Below are 17,151 nucleotides of genomic sequence, written 5' to 3'. Positions count from 1 at the left end.
CAGCATGCGATGATCGACTGCCACAGCGTTCCCGGCCACCGAGAAAATTCCGGTTTGAAGCGGCGCAAAGGGACAGCGCTCTCGTGCCCTTTGCGCTTGAAGCAATGCTCTTCCCGGCTTAGATGCCCAGGCAGAGGTATTTGATTTCCAGGTAATCTTCGATGCCGTACTTGGAACCTTCACGGCCCAGGCCCGAGGCCTTGATGCCGCCGAACGGCGCGACTTCGTTGGAGATCAACCCGGTATTGACGCCGACCATGCCGTATTCCAGGGCTTCAGCCACACGGAACACACGACCCAGGTCGCGGGCATAGAAGTACGAGGCCAGACCGAACTCGGTGTCGTTGGACATTGCGATCACGTCGGCTTCGTCTTTGAAGCGGAACAGTGGAGCCAATGGACCGAAGGTTTCTTCCTTGGCCACGGCAGCGTTGTTCGGCACGTTGGTCAGGATGGTCGGCTCGAAGAAGTTGCCTTCCATCGACTTGCCGCCGGACAGCACGGTGGCGCCTTTGGAAACGGCGTCAGCAATGTGCTCTTGCACCTTGGCCACGGCTTTTTCGTCGATCAGCGGGCCAGTGGTGGTGCCTGCTTCCAGACCGTTGCCGATCTTGAGCTTGGCCACAGCCACTTTCAGCTTCTCGGCGAACGCGTCGTAGACCGAATCCTGAATGTATAGGCGGTTGGCGCAGACGCAGGTCTGACCGTTGTTGCGATATTTGGAAATGATCGCGCCTTCGACGGCCTTATCCAGGTCCGCGTCGTCGAACACGATGAACGGAGCGTTGCCGCCCAGTTCCAGGGACACTTTCTTGATGTCCTTGGCGCATTCCGACATCAGCTGACGACCGATTTCGGTCGAACCGGTGAAGGACAGCTTGCGCACGATCGGGTTGCTGGTCAGCTCGCTGCCGATGTCGCCGGCGCTGCCGGAAACAACGCTGAACACACCAGCCGGGATGCCGGCACGCTGGGCCAGTTCGGCCAGGGCGAAGGCGGAGAAAGGGGTTTGCGAAGCAGGCTTGAGCACCATGGTGCAACCGGCGGCCAGGGCCGGGCCGGCTTTACGGGTGATCATTGCAGCCGGGAAGTTCCACGGGGTGATTGCAGCGGTCACGCCGATTGGCTGCTTGATCACGATCAGGCGCTTGTCTGGCTGGTGGCCCGGAATCACGTCACCGTAGATGCGCTTGGCTTCTTCGGCGAACCATTCGATGAAGGACGCGGCGTAAACGATTTCGCCCTTGGCTTCGGCCAATGGCTTGCCTTGCTCCAGGGTCATCAGGCGAGCCAGGTCTTCCTGGTTCTCGATGATCAGCTCGAACCAGCGACGCAGCTTGGTCGCACGTTCTTTGGCGGTCAGTGCACGCCAGGCCGGCAGCGCTTTGTCAGCAGCTTCGATCGCACGGCGGGTTTCGGCAGCGCCCATCTTCGGCACGGTGCCCAGAATTTCGCCCGTTGCCGGGTTGTTGACCTTGATCGTCTGACCATTGTCCGCATCAACCCACGCGCCATCGATGAAGGCTTGCTGGCGGAACAACTGGGTGTCTTTAAGCTGCATGTCGGCTTTCCTTAACAGCACCGCAACGAATGCGGAGCAAATTATGATTGTAGAAAGGCGCCTCGATAGGCTGCCGTCAGGGAAATCATTCACCGGGCTGAAGCACATAAATAGCGCACTGATTCAAATCGTGCGGTTCAGCACCCAGACAAGAGCGTTTGAAATCTCAAACGAATCCTAGGATCAAAGGGGGTAAAGGACAATAGGCTGTTCGAAAAAAAGAACGAAAACGACGCTTTTGCCTATTTTTTCTGATCAACGTAGCAAACGTGCGTTACAGCTTTAAAAAAACGCAGGCGATTCAGCAGCATGGACGCCCGCAGTGCATATGCGTATCATGGCGCCCGCTGCACCAGTAGCTCAGCTGGATAGAGTACTGCCCTCCGAAGGCAGGGGTCGTGGGTTCGAATCCCGCCTGGTGCACCATACGTTGTAGCGAGAAAGCCTCAGGTCTTATGGGTCTGGGGCTTTTTTGTGGGTGTTGTTTTTAGGAAACTCATGCCCCCCCGTTCAACGGTTGCTGATAGTCGCCGCACCGAAGTGGCCGACCACTAAAATCACGAACAGCCAGGCCAGCAGCGAATGCAGCCTCCCGAGGCTGGCCACCCCGCCGATATCCATGCCGTTCCTGGCGACCATCTGCTGGTCGAAGACTTTCAACCCTTAGCCGTTACCGAGCATCAGGAAAATGCCAGTGATCGGCATCAGCAGCAGGCTGCGGGCTTTGAAACGGCCTAAAGCACCTAATCCACATCCTCTCCAAAGTTTCCTTGGCCTTATCTTCTTGAGTTTGATTAAAATGATGGCACATTGCCTCAAATCACAATGGATTGTCCCTTTCGGGATTTCTTACGCTCATAGAGATATTAGAAATGATGATGTTAAAACGCTGCCTGGTGCTTTCGATTGCTGCCGTTCTTGCTGGCTGCCAAACGAGTGGTGAGGAGTATCAAGCAGATGTATTCGACGCCACTCAGGTAAACACTCAGCAGGAAGCTAAAACCGTCAAAATCCTTACGATTTCGCCGAGCAAGATAAAAGTCAGCAACGAAAAGAACAAAAAAGCAGCCATGATGGCGGGCGGGGTACTGGGTCTGATCGGTGGTGCCGCACTGGGCAACACTAAAAACACTGACACGGCCATTGTCGGCGGTGTAGCCGGTGGCGCTGCAGGCGCCATGGCGGGCTCGATGGTCAATGACACCACCCTCGTACCGGGCGTGCTGATTGGTTATTCCGAAAGCGGCAAGATCTTCACTTCTGCCCAGGTGGGTCGCCCTTGTGAGTTCAAGGTTGGCGAAATATCCCTGATGGTGATGACGATCTCCAACGAAACACGCATTCAGCCGAATGCGACCTGTCCAGAACCCAAGAAAAGCTAAGGGGTCGGACATGAAACATATAGTTCTGGGCTCCGTCCTCGCACTGCTCACCATGCCGACATTGGCAGGCCAATTCGACAATCTGTATCAAATCGAACAGCAAACCAAACAGGCTGAAGCCGCCGCTGAGGCCGAACGCCTCCGTCAGGCGGCAGCCGACCGGGCACGCGAGGAAGCTCGTAGCGCTGCTGATCGTCGGCAACGGGCAGTGGCACAGCAAGCTGCGCAACAAAGGGCCCTCGAGCAGCGCAAGACACAAGAAACTGAACATAAGCGTGTTCAAACCCGTGAAGAAGGCTTCGAAGACGAATTGCGCGCACTGGACCTGGAAGAGCGCCGCCTGGCACTACAGGCCAAGCGCGCGCGCACCGCACGTGCCAACGACTACATCGATGCGGAGTTGCGTGATAGCGCGGCACGCACCGACGTGATCCAGTCTGAAGCCGACTCGGCACGCAATGTGACCTCCGGTGCCAAGTCTCTGCTGGAAGATACCGGCAAGGCTGACGTCAACCGCTCCAGCCGCTTGTTCGGCGAGTAATCTTCCTATCGATCTTCCCCGGACCCTGGTCCGGGGCATCCGTTATCAGAGATGAATTCATATGCTGCGTTTATGTACGCTGATTGCTGCGGGACTACTGCTGAGCGCCTGCTCCAAAGAAGCCCCCAAAGCCCAGGTTCCAGCTGTCGACCTGCACGGACAACTGGTGGTGGATCAGGAGATGACTACCAGTCGTCAAGCCCAAGGCATCAATGGTGAATATTACAAGCGCGTCCTCACCGTTAATGGCCAAGACATGGTCTTTGCCGATTTCATCAAGCAATTTTGCTCTGACGCCAACACCCGCGACGAAACTTGCCTGAAAGCCTTTCGCATCAAGAAAATCGATGATGTCAGCGGCGCAACCAAATTTCTCCCCAATGGGCTCTGACACTAGCAAGTACGCCAGACACAGCACATAAGGGCTTTTACCTGGACCCACAAAAAAACCGCCGAAGCGGTTTTTTTTCATTCTGTAGTCCAGTCGAACTCGTCGTACTCATCATCGTCCTCGTCGTCCTCGAAAATCTCCTCTTCAAGGTCGTCGTCTTCAACCACGTCTTCTTCCGGCTGGTTCAGCAGAAAATCCTTGCGACTCTCGGTAATTGCTCGCCGCAGTTCCTCGCCCTTTTGTGGGCAGTTGAGCATTTGGGCGATGCGGTCGATTTTTTTTGCCACGGCATCCTCCAACGCATCGGCTATAGCCTGATAGTGCGCGCTTTCGGGGGTGGATGCCAAATCCCCGGAATGCCGCGCACTTCAGTTTTCTGCTAATCCGCCGGGGCGATCAGCCTTCAGCGGTGATAGCGCCGCACCACGCTGCTGTTTCTCAGGACGTGGCCTTTGATTTTTTCCAGCAACTGCGCGCGGGTCAGGCCGGCGGGCAAGGCGTCCGGGGCCAGGTCCAGGGCGTAGATCTGGATGATGTAGTGGTGCGCGCTGTCGCCAACGGGCGGGCAAGGGCCGATGTAGCCGGTGGTTGCCTTGCTGTTGGTACCGCCGACGCCTTCGAGGCCGGGTTTGCTACCGGCGCCGGCCGGGATCTGGTGGGTGACAGCCTTGATGCCGTAGTGCACCCACTGATCGACACCCTGGCCTTTCTGGCCGTCAGGGTCGTGCATGACGATGGCGTAGCTTTGGGTGGCTGCCGGGCCGGCGTTCCAGTTCAATGCCGGGGAAATATTATGTCCGCCACAACCTGCGGAGTCGCTGGCGGCGGCGGACGTGAACAGACGGTCATCGGAGACGCCGGGAATGTTCAGGGTGAAACGTTCCTGGGCCTGCGCCGGAAACTGCACGCAAAGGGCGACTGCCAAGGCCGCGAGCCAAGGGTTCATTGAGGTCAATCGGGGCATACCGGAGCACCTTGTGCGTGTTGGGCCGTCGTCGGCGTGCAAACTATAGCCGGACCGTTCACGTCGTGGCAGGGGGGAATTGGCTGAACCTCGCGATAAGTACCAGACTCATAAGTGAAACGTCTGTCTGGAGAGCGATCATGACTCTGCATCGCGTTGCGCGTGTCGCCAATGTGCCCGAAGACCGGGGTCTGGAAGTGCAGGTCCGGGACAGCAAAATTCTGCTGTTGCGGACCGGCGATCAACTGCGCGCTTATCAGGCCGAATGCCCGCATGCCGGAGCCCCGCTGGCGGACGGGGCGATATGTCTTGGGCGCCTGACCTGTCCGTGGCACAAGGCGCAGTTTCGGATCGAGGATGGCGGGCTGTGTGAGCCGCCAGCCCTGGACAGCCTCAAGCGCTATCCCCTCGAAGTCCGTGACGGCGACATCTGGGTCGGCGACCAGCCGATGCCGGGTGCCCACCCGCCACCGGCCGACGATTCACGAACCTTCATCATTGTCGGCGCTGGCGCGGCAGGCACGGCGGCGGCAGCGTGTTTGCGCGAGAAAGGTTTCGGCGGCCGATTGCTGTTGATCGACCGCGAAGCCGATGCCGGATACGACCGCACCGCGCTGAGCAAGTACGTGATCGCCGGGGAGATGCCTCTGGACGAAGTCCCGCCGCTACGCGACGAGGACTTTTACCGCGAGCAGCGGATCGAGCGCCTGCGAGGCGAAGTTGCAAGCCTGGATACGCCAAACCACACGCTGCGGCTGACTGACGGCCAATCATTGACCTACGACGCCGCACTGCTGGCCACCGGCGGCGTGCCTAACACACTGACGCTGCCCGGCGCCAACCTGCCGCAAGTGTTCGTCCTACGCTCCAAAGCCCATGCGCAGCAGATTCTCGACAGCGCCAGCGCCGGCCAGCGGGTGGTGATCATCGGTGACAGTTTCATTGCCATGGAGTCCGCCTCGTCCCTGCGCCAGCTTGGCCTGCACGTGACCGTGCTGGCCCGCCACGAGGTGCCGTTTGCCAAACAGTTCGGTGACACGGTCGGCAAAGCCATTCGCGCGCGACATGAAGCCAATGGCGTCGAGTTTCATACCCAGGGCAATGCGGTACAGATCGAAGGGACGGACAAGGTCGAGGCCGTGCGCCTGGACAACGGCCAACACCTGGCGGCCGATCTGGTGCTGGTCGGCATTGGCGTCACGCCAGCCACAGCGGCCTTTACCGGGTTGCCGATAGAGCAGGACCACTCGCTGCGTGTCGATGGCGCAATGCGCGTGGCCGACGGCCTCTGGGCGGCTGGCGATATCGCCACGTTCCCGCTGAACAACCAATACCTGCGCATCGAACACTGGCGACTGGCCCAACAGCAGGCGCGGATCGCCGCGGCCAATATGCTGGGCGGTGACGAGCATTACCTCGACGTGCCGTATTTCTGGACCTGGCATTTCGGTAAAACCTACGACTACCTCGGGCACGCCGAGGCCTGGGACGAAGTCGAGTTCAAGGGCGACCCTTACGATCCGCCGTTCATAGGCCTGTTCGGAAAAAACGGCGTGGTGTCGGCGGCGGTAGCCTGCGAGATGGACCGGGCCATGGCGATGCTCGCCGAGCGGATGAAACAATCCTTGCCCTGGGAAGAGGCATGGCGCCTGATCCGTGACGTCCCCTAGACATGCCGGACAGCAAAACGCCCGGCGCCTGCGCGATGCAGAGGCCGGGCGTTGCAGGGTTAACAGCCGCCGTTATTCAGTGGCACTGGCATCTGCGAACTTGCTCATCACAAAACTGGCAAACTCTTCGACGGTCATTTTCTGGCCGTTGAAGTCCACCTGATTGTTGGCGTAACGCAAGTTGGTGACGATGTTGTTGCCGTCCAGTTTTGCCAGTTGGCTACCGACCGCCATGCTGCTGAACATGTCCGCGGTGGCGGTGGCCTGGTCGGCAATCAGCTTGGCGTCGGTCTGACCGTCGATTTGCGACTGCACGGTGAGCACATCGACCAACATGGCTTTGGACACTTGCAGCTTGAAGTCCAGCAGCGCGATCAACTGCCTGACCAACTGATCGGTTGGCAGATCGATGGCTTGTGGCTTGGTCAGGTCGAGCACCATGTTGGCGCGGCTCTCACCGTTGGCGGTGTTGAACGACAGGTTTTCCAGGGCCACTTGTGGTCCGGCCGCCAGCAGTTTTTCCAGGCTGGACTTGAGCAGCGCCTCTTCGGCTTCGGTCAGTTTCAGCTCTGGTGCCGGCAGGCCGGCCGCCGTTGCTTCGGCCGCCGCCCTTTCATACGGCTGCAGTTTGGTCTGGTAAACCTGCATCAATGACAAGGTCGCCGGAATGTCGAGGTTCTTCAGGCTCATGGCCAGCGCACCGGAACCGATGGTCTTGCCGTTGAAAGACACGTCACCGACCTTGTAGTCGGCACGTCCGGAGGCGTTGCTGCCCTTTTCTTCAGTCAGGTTCTTCATTTCGAACTTCTTGAAGTCCAGCACCGACTGCTTGACGCCGAAAGTCGATTTGCCGCTGGCCAATTCAACGACGTTCTCGCCAGTGTAGAAACCGTAAGTACTTTTTGTCAGGTTGCTGGCCAGGGTCAGGCCGTTCAACTCAACCTGCACCGGCGCCTGGTCTTCGGACACGGTGGTCACCTTCAGGCTGTCCATGTAGCCGTTGGCCTTGACCTTCTGCGCCTTGGCGCTGGCGTCGATGTCCATGCTCAGGCCGGAGAACTTCATGCTCGACTTGTCATCCAGGGCCATTTCCAACGGCTGCAACTCGAAGGTGCCATTGGTAGCGTTGTCGTAGCCGATATTGACCACGCCGGTCAGCGGGGACTTGTCCTTGGCAGCGGCAAACCACTTCTCGGTGAGCGGGGTCTTTTCCAGCTCGTAGTGACTGGTCGCCAGGACCGGCAGCCATTTGAGCGACATCAGGCGCGAGAACGGCAACGGGCCGTGTTCGATGTGATCGACAAACAGCAACTCGACCGGCGCTTCGCCGAACATTTCGCCTTCGCCCTTGAGGCGATAGTGCGCGGTGCTGCTGAACACATGACGCTCCAGCGACACCAGTTCCAGCGACGCGGTGCCGTTGGAGCCGACCATCGCCGCCTGCAATTCCTTGTTGGCATCAGCGATCGAGGTGTTCAGCACACCTTCGATTTTGGTGCCGGTGAACCAGGCTCCGCCTGCGCTGATGGCACCGATTGCGACAACAATTCCCAGTAGCACGCCTGCTGATTTATTCATGTATGACCCGTTCAATGTCCGTTGTTGAAAGTGAGGTCGTCTTCCCTGAACCCATGACGGGTTGCGGCTCGACTGCGCTGAAAGTGAATTGCAGATTAGCACCGGGCGCGACGAACGGCTCAATGTTTAAAGGTGAAAGAGTGTCTTTGGGGGTGGTGACACGGTTGGAGATATTCGCAGTCAATGCATTCGCCATCGCGAGCAGGCTCGCGATGGCGATCGAACAGCCAATATCAACTCAAGAGTATTGGACCTCGATCTCATCCAACTGATGATCAAAACTTTTGAGCCGCGCAGTCCAGGTGTACACCAGCACTTCGAAGTCGCGGTTGATCACCGCCCCGCCCGTCACTTCCGAACGCGGGTCGCAGACGTCCAGTTGATAGCGTTCGCGGGCCATGGCCGTGGCGACATCCGCCAGTTCCCGGGCATTGCTGAGCCAGTGCCGACCGTCGTCAGCCACCTGCCGATCCAGCGCCAGACACTGTTTTTTCAGGCTCTCGAGGCTTTTTTCCAGCGGAGTGCCGGTCAATTCGCCCATGACTTCCTGAAAGGTGCGCCCCGGTTGCCAGTAACTGCCCCAGAAATAACGGTCGAACACCGTTTCGACACGACGCAGCGCCACCTTGGTGTCCCAGATCAGGACCAGGGTCTTGCCTTGTTCGAGTTGTCTTTTCTTGATGCGTTGGTTCTGGACCGAGGCCCAGGCCACCACCGCAATGGACATCACGGCAATCAGCGCGGCGGCACTGTCGAGGAACGCCAGAGCCTTGTCGATCTGGTGGGCCAGCATGATGCCGTAGAAATAGGTGGCCGACAGCAGCACCAACGCCACGATGGCGCACCAGAAGCCGAGAGCATAAGGGTTTTTCATTATTGGTTTCCCCCTGAACTGCGCGAGCCTTGTGCGAAGAAAGAGCGCTTTGCACGGGGCGCCCTCCAACTCTTCAAAGCATAGCAACGGCCTCAGGGTTTGCCGGAGTTCGACGCTTGCGTTCGTCCGCTTTCCCAACCGCCGCCCAAGGCGAGGAACAAATCGATCTGACTGGCGGCAACCTGGGTGTTCGCGGCCGCCAGTTGCGCCGTGACGTCGATGTAGGCGCGGGTGGCTTGCAGGTCCGCCAGGAACGAGGCGCGACCGGCCTGGAAGAAGCGGTGGGTCTGGTCGGCCGCCAGTTTTGCCGATTGCTCGGCATCGGCCAGTGCGTCGCGGCGCTGCAGCAATGCCGTGTACTGGGCCAGGCCGGTCTGGGTTTCGCGAATGGCGTTGAGCACCACCCCGTCGAAATGCGCCAGGGTCGCCTGGGTAACCGCTTCGGCTTCGCGGATGCGCGCCCGGGCGCCGTTGGTCGGCACGTTCCAGGTCAGCGACGGACCGAAGCCCCAGCGGTTGGTAGACGGGTCGCCGAGATCGTCCAGGATACCGACGGTACCGATGGTCGCGCCGATGCTGATGTTCGGGTACAGCTCGCCCGTGGCGACACCAATTCCGGCCGTCGAGGCCGCCAGCCGACGCTCGGCCTGCCGTACATCGGGACGACGCTTGAGCAACGCGGCACCATCGCCCACCGGGATCAATTGCGCGATTTTTGGCAGCTCGTCACAGGTGGCGGTGCCAGCCGGCAACTGGTCCACCGGCTTGGCCAGCAACATCGACAAACGATACAGCCCGGCCTGACGTGCGGCTTCATAGCGCGGCATGTCGGCGCGCAGGGATTTGAATTGGGTCTGCGAACGGGTGACCTGGGTTTCGTCGCCTCGCCCGGCATCGCGCAGGCGCTGGATCAGCGTGGTGCTCTGGGCTTGCAGGTCGAGGGAGTGCTGGGCGATTTCCCGCTCTTCATTGGCTGCACACACTTGTGTGTAGGCGCGAACCACGTCGGCCACCACGGTGATGCGTGCAGTATCGGCGGCGGCCTGCGTCGCATCGGCATTGGCCTTGGCCGCTTCGATACCGCGTTGCAAGGTGCCGAACAGGTCGAACTGGTACGACGCACTGATGCCGATATCGCCGATGTTGGCCACCGGCACTTTTTCCGGTATCAGGAAGGCCTGGCCGGACTCCTGCAAACGCTGGGCGCCCATTTTCACGCCGCCGCTCCAGCCACCTGCCGCTTCGGCCTCATCGACCTGAGCGCGGGATCGCGACAGGCTGGCCGCCGCCACGCGCAAATCGGTGTTGGAGGCCATGGCCTGCTGCACCAATTGGTCGAGTCGCGGATCCTTGTACAGGCGCCACCAATCGGCCGGCACCGGCGCGGAAACCACCGTTTTACCGTCGACCGCCAGATCGCCCTGCAAGTCTGGACGATGGACAGCCGCCTCTTCAGGCAAATGATAATCCGGCCCAACCATCTGACACGCCGACAGCAGCAAGCCTAATCCGGCGACCGCCAAACCCGAGGCCTTGCTCATTGCGCCGGCTCCCGTTTCTGATCGTCGATGATCGATACCGTGGCGGTGCGCCCGGCGATCATGCGGAAATCTTCCGGCACGTCGTCGAAGGCGATCCGCACCGGAATCCGCTGGGCCAACCGCACCCAGCTGAACGCCGGATTGACGTTGGGCAGCAGGTTGTTGCCGCTGGTGCGGTCGCGGTCTTCGATGCCGGCGACGATGCTCTCCACATGCCCACGCAGGCGCGCATTGTCGCCGATCACCCGGATGTCGACGCTTTGCCCGATATGGATGCCGTTCAGTTTGGTTTCTTCGAAATAGCCATCGATATGGAACGAGTTGCTGTCGACCACCGACAACACCGGACGCCCGGCGCTGACGAACTCCTGGGCCCGTGGCGCGCGATCGTTGACGTAGCCGTCCACCGGGCTGCGGATCACCGAGCGGTCGAGGTTGAGCTGCGCGCTGTCCACCGCCACCTGGGCTTCCATCAAGGCCACTTGGGCGCGGGCCACTTTCGACTGGCTTTCTTCCAGTTGCTCACCCGGCACCAGGTTGCCAAGCCCCTTGTTCCGCTTGGCCTCGCGCTGGGCCTGGGCCAGGGTTTCTTCGCGGTCGGCGACTGCCGCTTTCGCCTGGCGCAGGGCCAGTTTGAAGCGGTCAGGATCGATGCTGAACAGCACCTGGCCACGCTTGACCAACTGGTTGTCGCGCACCTCCACTTCCTGAATCAGCCCGGAGACATCCGGCGCGATTTGCACGATGTCGGCACGGATGTGCCCGTCGCGGGTCCAGGGCGCGAACATGTAATACATCACCATGCGCCAGACCACGACAACGGCGAAGCTCACGATCAGCAGGGTCAACACCACGCGACCCAGGGTTAGAAACGGTTTTTTCATGTCATCAGGTATCGACTGAGTGAGTCCACGGCGCCAAGCAGCAAGGCGTAGAGGGCCACGTTGAACAATGCCCGGTGCCAGACCAGACGGTAAAAGTGCAGGCGCGTCAGCACCCCGTGCACCAACAGGTACAACACATACGTAATGCCCATCAGCACCAGCAGCGTGGGCAGGAACACCCCGCTCATATCCAGGTCACCGATCATAAAGGCGCTCCATCAATGCCATGGGGAAGCGGCTCTTCGGGCTCGGCGGAGCCGACGAATTCGACGCCGGGCAACAGTGCCAGGCGCAGGCCGCTCAGGGCGTGCAGCAGATGCCGACGGGTTTCGTCATCACCGGCACCGCTGAGGGCGCGACGTGTGCGGTCGAGGGTCATCAGCAACGGGCTCGGTGCCTGCAGGCGTTCACCGGCCTTGAGACAGGCCTTGAAGTACTCGCCCACCTCGGCCACCACCTGACGCAGCAGCACCTGCGGCACACCAAGGACCCGCGGCGTATAAGCGAGCAGGTCCAACAGATTCAGCGCCACCCGCACTTCCCGCAGCGCCACGCCGGAGTCCTGGCCGGTCATGGCCAGGCGCGGCAGATGCTGCATCAACCGATCGAGCATCCGTATGCCCAGAAGCCGATGCTCAGACAACGTGGCCGGCTCGGAGAGGCTGACGATGTCACGCCAGCTGAAACGGGTCAGGCGCTTGGCCGCCAGTTCGGCACCGAACGGCCGGGCAATCAGGGTCCAGATGAACGCGAACAGCAAACCCATGGGGCCGGCCAGGTTGGAGTTGGCGAAACTGAGGAAGTCCGCGTCGTAAGCGCCCTGAATGCTGATGAAGGACGAGGTGTTGACCAGAGTCAGCAGCATGCCCAGGTAAAACTGCGGCTTGACCGTCAGGGTGCCGATGCAAATGAACGGCACGGCAAACGCCAGCACCAGCATCGGAAAGTCATGCAGGTTGGGCAGCACCAGAAACAGATAAAGGCTGGCGAACACCACCGACATCGCAGTCCAGAAAAAGAACCGGTAAATCTGCGGCGCCGGGTCGTCCATCGAGGCAAAGAAACTGCACGCCACCGCCGCCAGGATCACGGCGCTGCCGCCATCGGTCCAGCCGAGCAGAATCCACAGCACCGAAGCGACGATAATCGCGGTGACGGTGGACGCCGCGGAATAAAACATCAGGCCGCGATCCAGGAACGGGGATAGCCGTCCCAGCCGCCAGTGCCGATACACCGCGCGCCAGCTGTCCTGGCTTTCGCACTGGATGGCGTATTGCAGGCTGCGGCAGTCCTGCCACAAATCGATCCACTCGCCGAGTCGGTAAATGGCGTTGGAGAACAGCAGTTGCTTGCGGTCATCCAGCGCTTCGGGAGCCGGTTGCAGGGCCTCAAGTTGATCCTTCAAGGCTTGCCAGCGGTCGAGATCGGCATCCTTGTGCTCGAGCCATTCGGTGGTGGCGGCCAGCAAGGGTGCGAACTTGTCCACAAGCTCCGGGGTGCGCCGTTCCAGGGCGTAAAGCGCGTCGTCGAGGGCATCGATCACTGGCAGCAGGTGAATCATCCGTCCGCGCAATTCCTTGGTGTTACGCACTGTCTGCGGACGCGAGCCTTCGTGGGGCAACTGACCGATCATCAGCTCCAGGGAGTTGAACGTGGCGACCATCGACGCGCGCAACGCACTGACTTCTTCAGGCTGCACGTTGCGGCTAAGGAAACGCAGGCTGTAGGTCGATGCATCGGTAAACCATTTGCTCACCGAATCATTGAACACCGGCGCCAGGCGCCGGGGCCAGAACATCGCACCGACCACCGCCGCCACGGCGATGCCCAGAAAGATTTCCTCGGTCCGCGCTTCGGCCACGTCCCATACGCCGAGCGGGTTGTTCACCACTGGCAGGGCGATCAACGGCAAGGTGTAACCGGCGAGCATCAAGGCGTAGTTGTTGGCCGTGCGCAAATGCAGGGACAGAAACAGCAGAGTCCCGGTCCACAGCGCGATCACCACCACCAGCACGTAAGGGCTCTGCACGAACATCGGCACGAACAAAACCGCCGCCGCAGCGCCGATAAAGGTGCCGACCGCCCGGTACAGCGCCTTGGAACTGGTGGGGCCGAGAAACGGACTGGAAACGATGTACACCGTGGCCATCGCCCAGTACGGACGCGGCATTTGCATGAGCAGGGCGATGTACAGCGCGATCATTGATGCGGCGAAAGTGCGGACTCCGTAGAACCAGTCCCGCGCCGGGGGCATGCCCGAGAAAAATCCGTTCAAGAGTTGGCCACCGATGGCGGCGTGGCCGCTTCAAATGCTCTCAGTACCCGCAGCGTAGCCTCCAGATCACTCTGGTCAATGCCTTCCAGGACTTCGTGGCGCAAGCGCACCAGCTCCACTTCGACCGCCTGCACCAGCTCCCGACCGGTTTCGGTCAGGCTCAGGCATTTGGCGCGGCGGTCCTGTGCATCTTCGGTGCGGCAGACGTAGCCGCCATGGCACAACTGATCGAGCAGGCGCACCAGCGACGGACTCTCCATCCCTGCTGCCTGGGCCACCGTCACCTGGCGCACACCCTCGCCCAGACGCCCGATCATCAACAGCGGAACGGCGCAGGCTTCGGAGATTCCATAGTTGGCCAGCGTGGTCTGGCAGATTTTGCGCCAATGCCTGGCGGCCACCACCATGGCGCTGCTGATGTTCATCTGGAGAACGTCGAGGTTATTCGGCACGAGGGACAATACACACTGTTAGTTTGCTAACTATCAATATTGCATTGGAGGGGATTTTCCGTCAAGTTTTGAAACAAATACGTAACAGCGACCTGCCAAGAGCCATCAACGTTTCTTGGCTCGCTCATACACTTGACTGCGTTCGCGCTTTCCTACAGCAACGACAGAAACGACGACGCGCTCATCTATCACCTCGTAGACGAGTCGATATCCCGATGACTTCAACTTGATTTTTTAGCAGTCGGGCATGCCATGGAGTGAGTCGGAAGGGATTCGAGGCATTTCGAGCCGCTCTGCCAACTTCTTTTTGAATTGCTCACGTAGCGTGTGCCCCAGCTTGTCCCATTCCTTGCGTGCAGACGGCAGAAATTCGAGCTTATAAGTCATCCAGCGTTACCGGGATCGGTGTTTCATGACGACGAGAACGCACGATTTCCGCCAATTCCAGATCATCCAGGCGCTCCATCATGGCTTCGAACACATCGGCAGGGACCATATACCCCATGACACGATTGTGATTGAGCACTGCGACGGGCCCTCCATGGGCGCCATTCAAAACGGCAGAGGGGTTTTTCTTTAGTTCAGACACGCTGACAGCCATATCAGCCAAAACACTTTGCATAATTAAGACCTCAAATGAGGTCTTAATTCTGGTCAATTATTGTATTCAGAGCAACCTCGGTTGAGCACCGCCTATCAGTTTTCTACACCCCCCGCCCCTTCCTCAACATCACATCCAACTGATCCACCACCTCCGCCCAATCCGCGTCATCGAGTATCTCCTCACGCAGAAGCTCCGCCTGACTCGGGCTCCAGAAAAAAGCATCCGCAAGGTGCAGTTCCGGTTTGAGCGGTGAATGGGTGGCGATGAATTTATCAATGCTTTCGGCGTCGTCCGGCAGGCCGAGTTGCTTGAACAGGGATGGAAGGTTGTGGGTCGGATTTTCCATGACGAACTCCTGATTACCAATTTAGGGACCGCTGCGCGGTCATTCGCGAGCAGGCTCGCTCCCACAGGAAAATTCGTTCTCCCTGTGGGAGCGAGCCTGCTCGCGATGATGGCAGCGAAGACACCGCAGACTCAATGACTCAACTCCCGCACCTCGGCATGCGGCACCATTTTCAGAAACTCGGGCATGTCCATGCGCACCAGGTTGACGTGGTTGCCGGCCTCCAGATAGATGTCTTTCTGCCGGGTCAGCATCGGATCGATCACCACCTCCAACCCATACGACTCACCCAGCGCCGGTACGGCACCGCGTTCGCAATCATCGAACAGGTGCGCCAGGTTGCTTTCGCGGGAAACCTGCCACTCACCGCTGCTTCGGACTTTGCTCAGGTCAAGGTGACGGCTGGCGGGTAGCACGGCCATCAGGTAATGCCCATGGTGATCGTCGAGGATCACCGATTTGGCCACCCGTTCGGCAGGAATACCTGCGACCCGCGCCGTTTCAAGGCTGCTGGCCGAGTGTGGGTGGCTGACGATGTCATATTCGCATTGAGCCTTTTCCAGGCTTCGCTGCACGGTTCTTGCCATACGCATGATGCACCTCGGTGTCCGCCATGATCGCTTGCGGACGATGATTAAAGCTTGGCTTGCGTAGTAAAAGTCTAGGCCCGCCGGCGCGATCCGGCGGGAAATCCGCCCATCGGCCGACGATGACAATTGAGCAAAATTCATACAGGCCAAGGCTCAACTAAACTGTATGCAGAGCCACTCCACGACTCTCCCGGAGGGTCAAGTGATCACGCGTTGCTGTGCAGTTGCGTTGCTGTTGGCGTTGAGCGGATCGGCCGGTGCTGCCGACACGGTTGTGGTGCTGCTGCCCAACCCCGTCGGGATCTGGCTGATCACCTTCGGCATCGCGTTCCTGATCGCCGAGGCGGCCCTGCCCAATTACGGCGTGATCGGCTTGGGCGGCATCGTGATGTTCGTGATCGGTGCAGTGATCCTGTCCAATACCGAAGTGCCCGTGCCGTTGATGATCGGCCTGGGACTGATCAGCGCACTCTTGCTGATCTACCTGGTGTTTCACGCCCTGAAGACCCGACCGCGCCACACCGTCAGCGGTGATGCCGGGCTGGTCGGCAGCGAAACGCCGGTCACGTCAGTGCAACTCGGCAACGCCTATGGCGGCTGGGTTCATCTGCAAGGAGAACGATGGCAAGTGCTCAGCGCAACGCCGCTGCAACCCGGGCAACAGGTGCGGGTGGTGGGGCGCAAGGGCTTGCTGCTGCAAGTGGCCGCGGCTGACGCGGCGCCGGGCGGAGAATAGTCATGGGTTTGCAATTGGGTCTTGTCGCGCTGCTATTGTTGATCATCGCACTGGCGGGGGCGACGTTCCGCATCCTGCGCGAATACGAGCGCGGGGTGGTGTTCCAGCTCGGGCGCTTCTGGCAGGTCAAGGGCCCTGGTCTGATCCTGCTGATTCCGGTGGTCCAGCAAATGGTCAGGGTCGATTTGCGCACCGTGGTGCTGGACGTGCCGCCGCAAGACGTGATCACCCGCGACAACGTGTCGGTCAAGGTCAACGCGGTGCTGTATTTCCGCGTACTTGATCCGCAGAAGGCAATCATCCAGGTCGAGGATTTCCTGGCCGCCACCAGCCAATTGGCGCAAACCACGCTGCGGGCGGTGCTGGGTAAACACGAACTGGACGAACTGCTGGCCGAACGCGAACGCTTGAACCTGGACATCCAGCAAGTGCTCGATGCCCAGACCGACGCCTGGGGCATCAAGGTCGCCAACGTCGAGATCAAACACGTGGACCTCAACGAATCGATGATCCGCGCCATCGCCAAGCAGGCCGAAGCCGAACGGGAACGGCGAGCCAAGGTGATCCACGCCGAAGGCGAATTGCAGGCCTCGGAAAAACTCATGCAGGCCGCCGAAATGCTTGGCCGCCAACCAGGGGCCATGCAGCTGCGCTACATGCAGACCCTGAGTTCGATTGCCGGCGACAAGAGCTCGACCATCGTCTTTCCACTGCCGATCGAGTTGCTCAAGGGCATGGCGGACTTGTCGTCGAAACCATGAA

General features: G+C 59.9%; 20 protein-coding genes, 1 tRNA gene and 1 pseudogene. 7 read left to right on the top strand and 15 right to left on the bottom strand.

Features of this window, described 5'->3' with window-relative positions; all coding sequences use genetic code 11:
* Positions 1 to 118: 118 nt before the first annotated feature.
* Positions 119 to 1,561: an NADP-dependent succinate-semialdehyde dehydrogenase gene (gene gabD, locus VC35_RS13545; protein WP_046040713.1), complete on the bottom strand. Its 1,443-nt coding sequence runs from the start codon at positions 1,559 to 1,561 to the stop codon at positions 119 to 121.
* A 349-nt stretch (positions 1,562 to 1,910) separates the two neighbouring features.
* On the opposite strand from gabD, the gene VC35_RS13535 reads away from it, so the two are divergent.
* Positions 1,911 to 1,987, top strand: a tRNA-Arg gene (locus VC35_RS13535).
* An 84-nt stretch (positions 1,988 to 2,071) separates the two neighbouring features.
* Here VC35_RS13535 and VC35_RS29515 read toward each other — a convergent pair.
* Entirely contained in the window at positions 2,072 to 2,221 is a 150-nt protein-coding gene (locus VC35_RS29515) for a hypothetical protein (RefSeq protein ID WP_185754783.1), read from the bottom strand.
* A gap of 212 nt (positions 2,222 to 2,433) precedes the next feature.
* On the opposite strand from VC35_RS29515, the gene VC35_RS13530 reads away from it, so the two are divergent.
* From VC35_RS13530 to VC35_RS13520, 3 genes are all read left to right on the top strand, one after another.
* Positions 2,434 to 2,943 carry a hypothetical protein gene (locus tag VC35_RS13530; protein WP_046040710.1) on the top strand — a complete coding sequence of 170 codons (510 nt, stop codon included), beginning with the start codon at positions 2,434 to 2,436 and terminating at the stop codon, positions 2,941 to 2,943.
* Between the two features lie 10 nt (positions 2,944 to 2,953).
* Entirely contained in the window at positions 2,954 to 3,484 is a 531-nt protein-coding gene (locus VC35_RS13525; RefSeq protein WP_046040708.1) for a DUF5384 family protein, read from the top strand.
* 61 nt (positions 3,485 to 3,545) lie between these two features.
* The gene (locus VC35_RS13520; protein WP_046040707.1) at positions 3,546 to 3,875 is read left to right on the top strand and encodes a hypothetical protein; all 330 of its coding nucleotides are present in this window, start codon (positions 3,546 to 3,548) and stop codon (positions 3,873 to 3,875) included.
* A 77-nt stretch (positions 3,876 to 3,952) separates the two neighbouring features.
* Here the strand turns inward: VC35_RS13520 and VC35_RS13515 are convergent, their stop codons facing one another.
* Together VC35_RS13515 and VC35_RS13510 are read right to left on the bottom strand one after the other, a co-directional pair.
* Positions 3,953 to 4,222: a hypothetical protein gene (locus tag VC35_RS13515; protein WP_223465407.1), complete on the bottom strand. Its 270-nt coding sequence runs from the start codon at positions 4,220 to 4,222 to the stop codon at positions 3,953 to 3,955.
* Positions 4,223 to 4,278: 56 nt separating this feature from the next.
* On the bottom strand, positions 4,279 to 4,839 hold the full coding sequence (locus tag VC35_RS13510; RefSeq protein WP_046040703.1) for a YbhB/YbcL family Raf kinase inhibitor-like protein: 561 nt from the start codon (positions 4,837 to 4,839) through the stop codon (positions 4,279 to 4,281).
* Between the two features lie 140 nt (positions 4,840 to 4,979).
* Here VC35_RS13510 and VC35_RS13505 point away from each other — a divergent pair, with 140 nt between their 5' ends.
* Positions 4,980 to 6,509 (top strand): FAD-dependent oxidoreductase, encoded by a 1,530-nt coding sequence (locus VC35_RS13505; RefSeq protein WP_046040701.1) that lies wholly within the window; start codon positions 4,980 to 4,982, stop codon positions 6,507 to 6,509.
* A gap of 72 nt (positions 6,510 to 6,581) precedes the next feature.
* Here the strand turns inward: VC35_RS13505 and VC35_RS13500 are convergent, their stop codons facing one another.
* The 11 genes and pseudogenes from VC35_RS13500 to VC35_RS13455 form a co-directional block, all read right to left on the bottom strand.
* Positions 6,582 to 8,087, bottom strand: a complete 1,506-nt coding sequence (locus tag VC35_RS13500; protein ID WP_046040699.1) for a YdgA family protein — start codon at positions 8,085 to 8,087, stop codon at positions 6,582 to 6,584.
* A 238-nt stretch (positions 8,088 to 8,325) separates the two neighbouring features.
* Positions 8,326 to 8,961, bottom strand: coding sequence for a hypothetical protein (locus VC35_RS13495; protein ID WP_046040698.1), 636 nt, complete (start codon positions 8,959 to 8,961; stop codon positions 8,326 to 8,328).
* 92 nt (positions 8,962 to 9,053) lie between these two features.
* The gene (locus VC35_RS13490; RefSeq protein WP_046040696.1) at positions 9,054 to 10,502 is read right to left on the bottom strand and encodes an efflux transporter outer membrane subunit; all 1,449 of its coding nucleotides are present in this window, start codon (positions 10,500 to 10,502) and stop codon (positions 9,054 to 9,056) included.
* On the bottom strand, positions 10,499 to 11,386 hold the full coding sequence (locus tag VC35_RS13485) for an efflux RND transporter periplasmic adaptor subunit (RefSeq protein ID WP_046040694.1): 888 nt from the start codon (positions 11,384 to 11,386) through the stop codon (positions 10,499 to 10,501). Before VC35_RS13485 ends, VC35_RS13490 begins: the two co-directional genes overlap by 4 nt.
* Positions 11,383 to 11,592: a DUF1656 domain-containing protein gene (locus VC35_RS13480; RefSeq protein WP_046040693.1), complete on the bottom strand. Its 210-nt coding sequence runs from the start codon at positions 11,590 to 11,592 to the stop codon at positions 11,383 to 11,385. Before VC35_RS13480 ends, VC35_RS13485 begins: the two co-directional genes overlap by 4 nt.
* Positions 11,589 to 13,661, bottom strand: a complete 2,073-nt coding sequence (locus tag VC35_RS13475) for an FUSC family protein (RefSeq protein ID WP_046040692.1) — start codon at positions 13,659 to 13,661, stop codon at positions 11,589 to 11,591. The genes VC35_RS13480 and VC35_RS13475 overlap by 4 nt, the downstream gene beginning before the upstream one ends.
* Positions 13,658 to 14,086 (bottom strand): MarR family winged helix-turn-helix transcriptional regulator, encoded by a 429-nt coding sequence (locus VC35_RS13470; RefSeq protein ID WP_046040691.1) that lies wholly within the window; start codon positions 14,084 to 14,086, stop codon positions 13,658 to 13,660. The genes VC35_RS13475 and VC35_RS13470 overlap by 4 nt, the downstream gene beginning before the upstream one ends.
* 132 nt (positions 14,087 to 14,218) lie before the next feature.
* A pseudogene (locus tag VC35_RS28905) lies at positions 14,219 to 14,500 on the bottom strand (type II toxin-antitoxin system RelE family toxin).
* A complete protein-coding gene (locus tag VC35_RS13465) occupies positions 14,490 to 14,735 on the bottom strand; it encodes a type II toxin-antitoxin system prevent-host-death family antitoxin (protein WP_046040690.1) in 246 nt (81 codons plus the stop codon). Before VC35_RS13465 ends, VC35_RS28905 begins: the two are co-directional and overlap by 11 nt.
* Positions 14,736 to 14,817: 82 nt before the next feature.
* Positions 14,818 to 15,063, bottom strand: coding sequence for a DUF2789 domain-containing protein (locus VC35_RS13460; protein ID WP_046040688.1), 246 nt, complete (start codon positions 15,061 to 15,063; stop codon positions 14,818 to 14,820).
* 131 nt (positions 15,064 to 15,194) lie between these two features.
* On the bottom strand, positions 15,195 to 15,656 hold the full coding sequence (locus VC35_RS13455) for an aminoacyl-tRNA deacylase (RefSeq protein WP_046040686.1): 462 nt from the start codon (positions 15,654 to 15,656) through the stop codon (positions 15,195 to 15,197).
* Positions 15,657 to 15,855: 199 nt separating this feature from the next.
* Between VC35_RS13455 and VC35_RS13450 the strand changes: the two genes are divergently transcribed.
* On the top strand, positions 15,856 to 16,389 hold the full coding sequence (locus VC35_RS13450) for an NfeD family protein (protein ID WP_185754782.1): 534 nt from the start codon (positions 15,856 to 15,858) through the stop codon (positions 16,387 to 16,389).
* Positions 16,390 to 16,391: 2 nt separating this feature from the next.
* The gene (locus VC35_RS13445) at positions 16,392 to 17,150 is read left to right on the top strand and encodes a slipin family protein (protein ID WP_046040683.1); all 759 of its coding nucleotides are present in this window, start codon (positions 16,392 to 16,394) and stop codon (positions 17,148 to 17,150) included.
* Position 17,151 lies beyond the last annotated feature (1 nt).

This window comes from Pseudomonas fluorescens, from assembly GCF_000967965.1.
GTDB classification, from domain to species: Bacteria; Pseudomonadota; Gammaproteobacteria; order Pseudomonadales; family Pseudomonadaceae; genus Aquipseudomonas; species Aquipseudomonas grandcourensis.
Note: the sequence above shows the minus strand (reverse complement) of the source record. Positions and strands in the feature narration are given on the sequence as shown.

Bases quoted from the DNA above. Each gene is read 5' to 3' on its own strand.
- VC35_RS13490 (WP_046040696.1), bottom strand. From the start codon at position 10,502: ATGAGCAAGGCCTCGGGTTTGGCGGTCGCCGGATTAGGCTTGCTGCTG.
- VC35_RS13445 (WP_046040683.1), top strand. From the start codon at position 16,392: ATGGGTTTGCAATTGGGTCTTGTCGCGCTGCTATTGTTGATCATCGCA.
- gabD (WP_046040713.1), bottom strand. From the start codon at position 1,561: ATGCAGCTTAAAGACACCCAGTTGTTCCGCCAGCAAGCCTTCATCGAT.
- VC35_RS13465 (WP_046040690.1), bottom strand. From the start codon at position 14,735: ATGCAAAGTGTTTTGGCTGATATGGCTGTCAGCGTGTCTGAACTAAAG.
- VC35_RS13530 (WP_046040710.1), top strand. From the start codon at position 2,434: ATGATGATGTTAAAACGCTGCCTGGTGCTTTCGATTGCTGCCGTTCTT.
- VC35_RS13500 (WP_046040699.1), bottom strand. From the start codon at position 8,087: ATGAATAAATCAGCAGGCGTGCTACTGGGAATTGTTGTCGCAATCGGT.
- VC35_RS13480 (WP_046040693.1), bottom strand. From the start codon at position 11,592: ATGATCGGTGACCTGGATATGAGCGGGGTGTTCCTGCCCACGCTGCTG.
- VC35_RS13460 (WP_046040688.1), bottom strand. From the start codon at position 15,063: ATGGAAAATCCGACCCACAACCTTCCATCCCTGTTCAAGCAACTCGGC.
- VC35_RS13525 (WP_046040708.1), top strand. From the start codon at position 2,954: ATGAAACATATAGTTCTGGGCTCCGTCCTCGCACTGCTCACCATGCCG.
- VC35_RS13510 (WP_046040703.1), bottom strand. From the start codon at position 4,839: ATGCCCCGATTGACCTCAATGAACCCTTGGCTCGCGGCCTTGGCAGTC.
- VC35_RS13505 (WP_046040701.1), top strand. From the start codon at position 4,980: ATGACTCTGCATCGCGTTGCGCGTGTCGCCAATGTGCCCGAAGACCGG.
- VC35_RS13485 (WP_046040694.1), bottom strand. From the start codon at position 11,386: ATGAAAAAACCGTTTCTAACCCTGGGTCGCGTGGTGTTGACCCTGCTG.
- VC35_RS13520 (WP_046040707.1), top strand. From the start codon at position 3,546: ATGCTGCGTTTATGTACGCTGATTGCTGCGGGACTACTGCTGAGCGCC.
- VC35_RS13455 (WP_046040686.1), bottom strand. From the start codon at position 15,656: ATGCGTATGGCAAGAACCGTGCAGCGAAGCCTGGAAAAGGCTCAATGC.
- VC35_RS13495 (WP_046040698.1), bottom strand. From the start codon at position 8,961: ATGAAAAACCCTTATGCTCTCGGCTTCTGGTGCGCCATCGTGGCGTTG.
- VC35_RS13470 (WP_046040691.1), bottom strand. From the start codon at position 14,086: ATGAACATCAGCAGCGCCATGGTGGTGGCCGCCAGGCATTGGCGCAAA.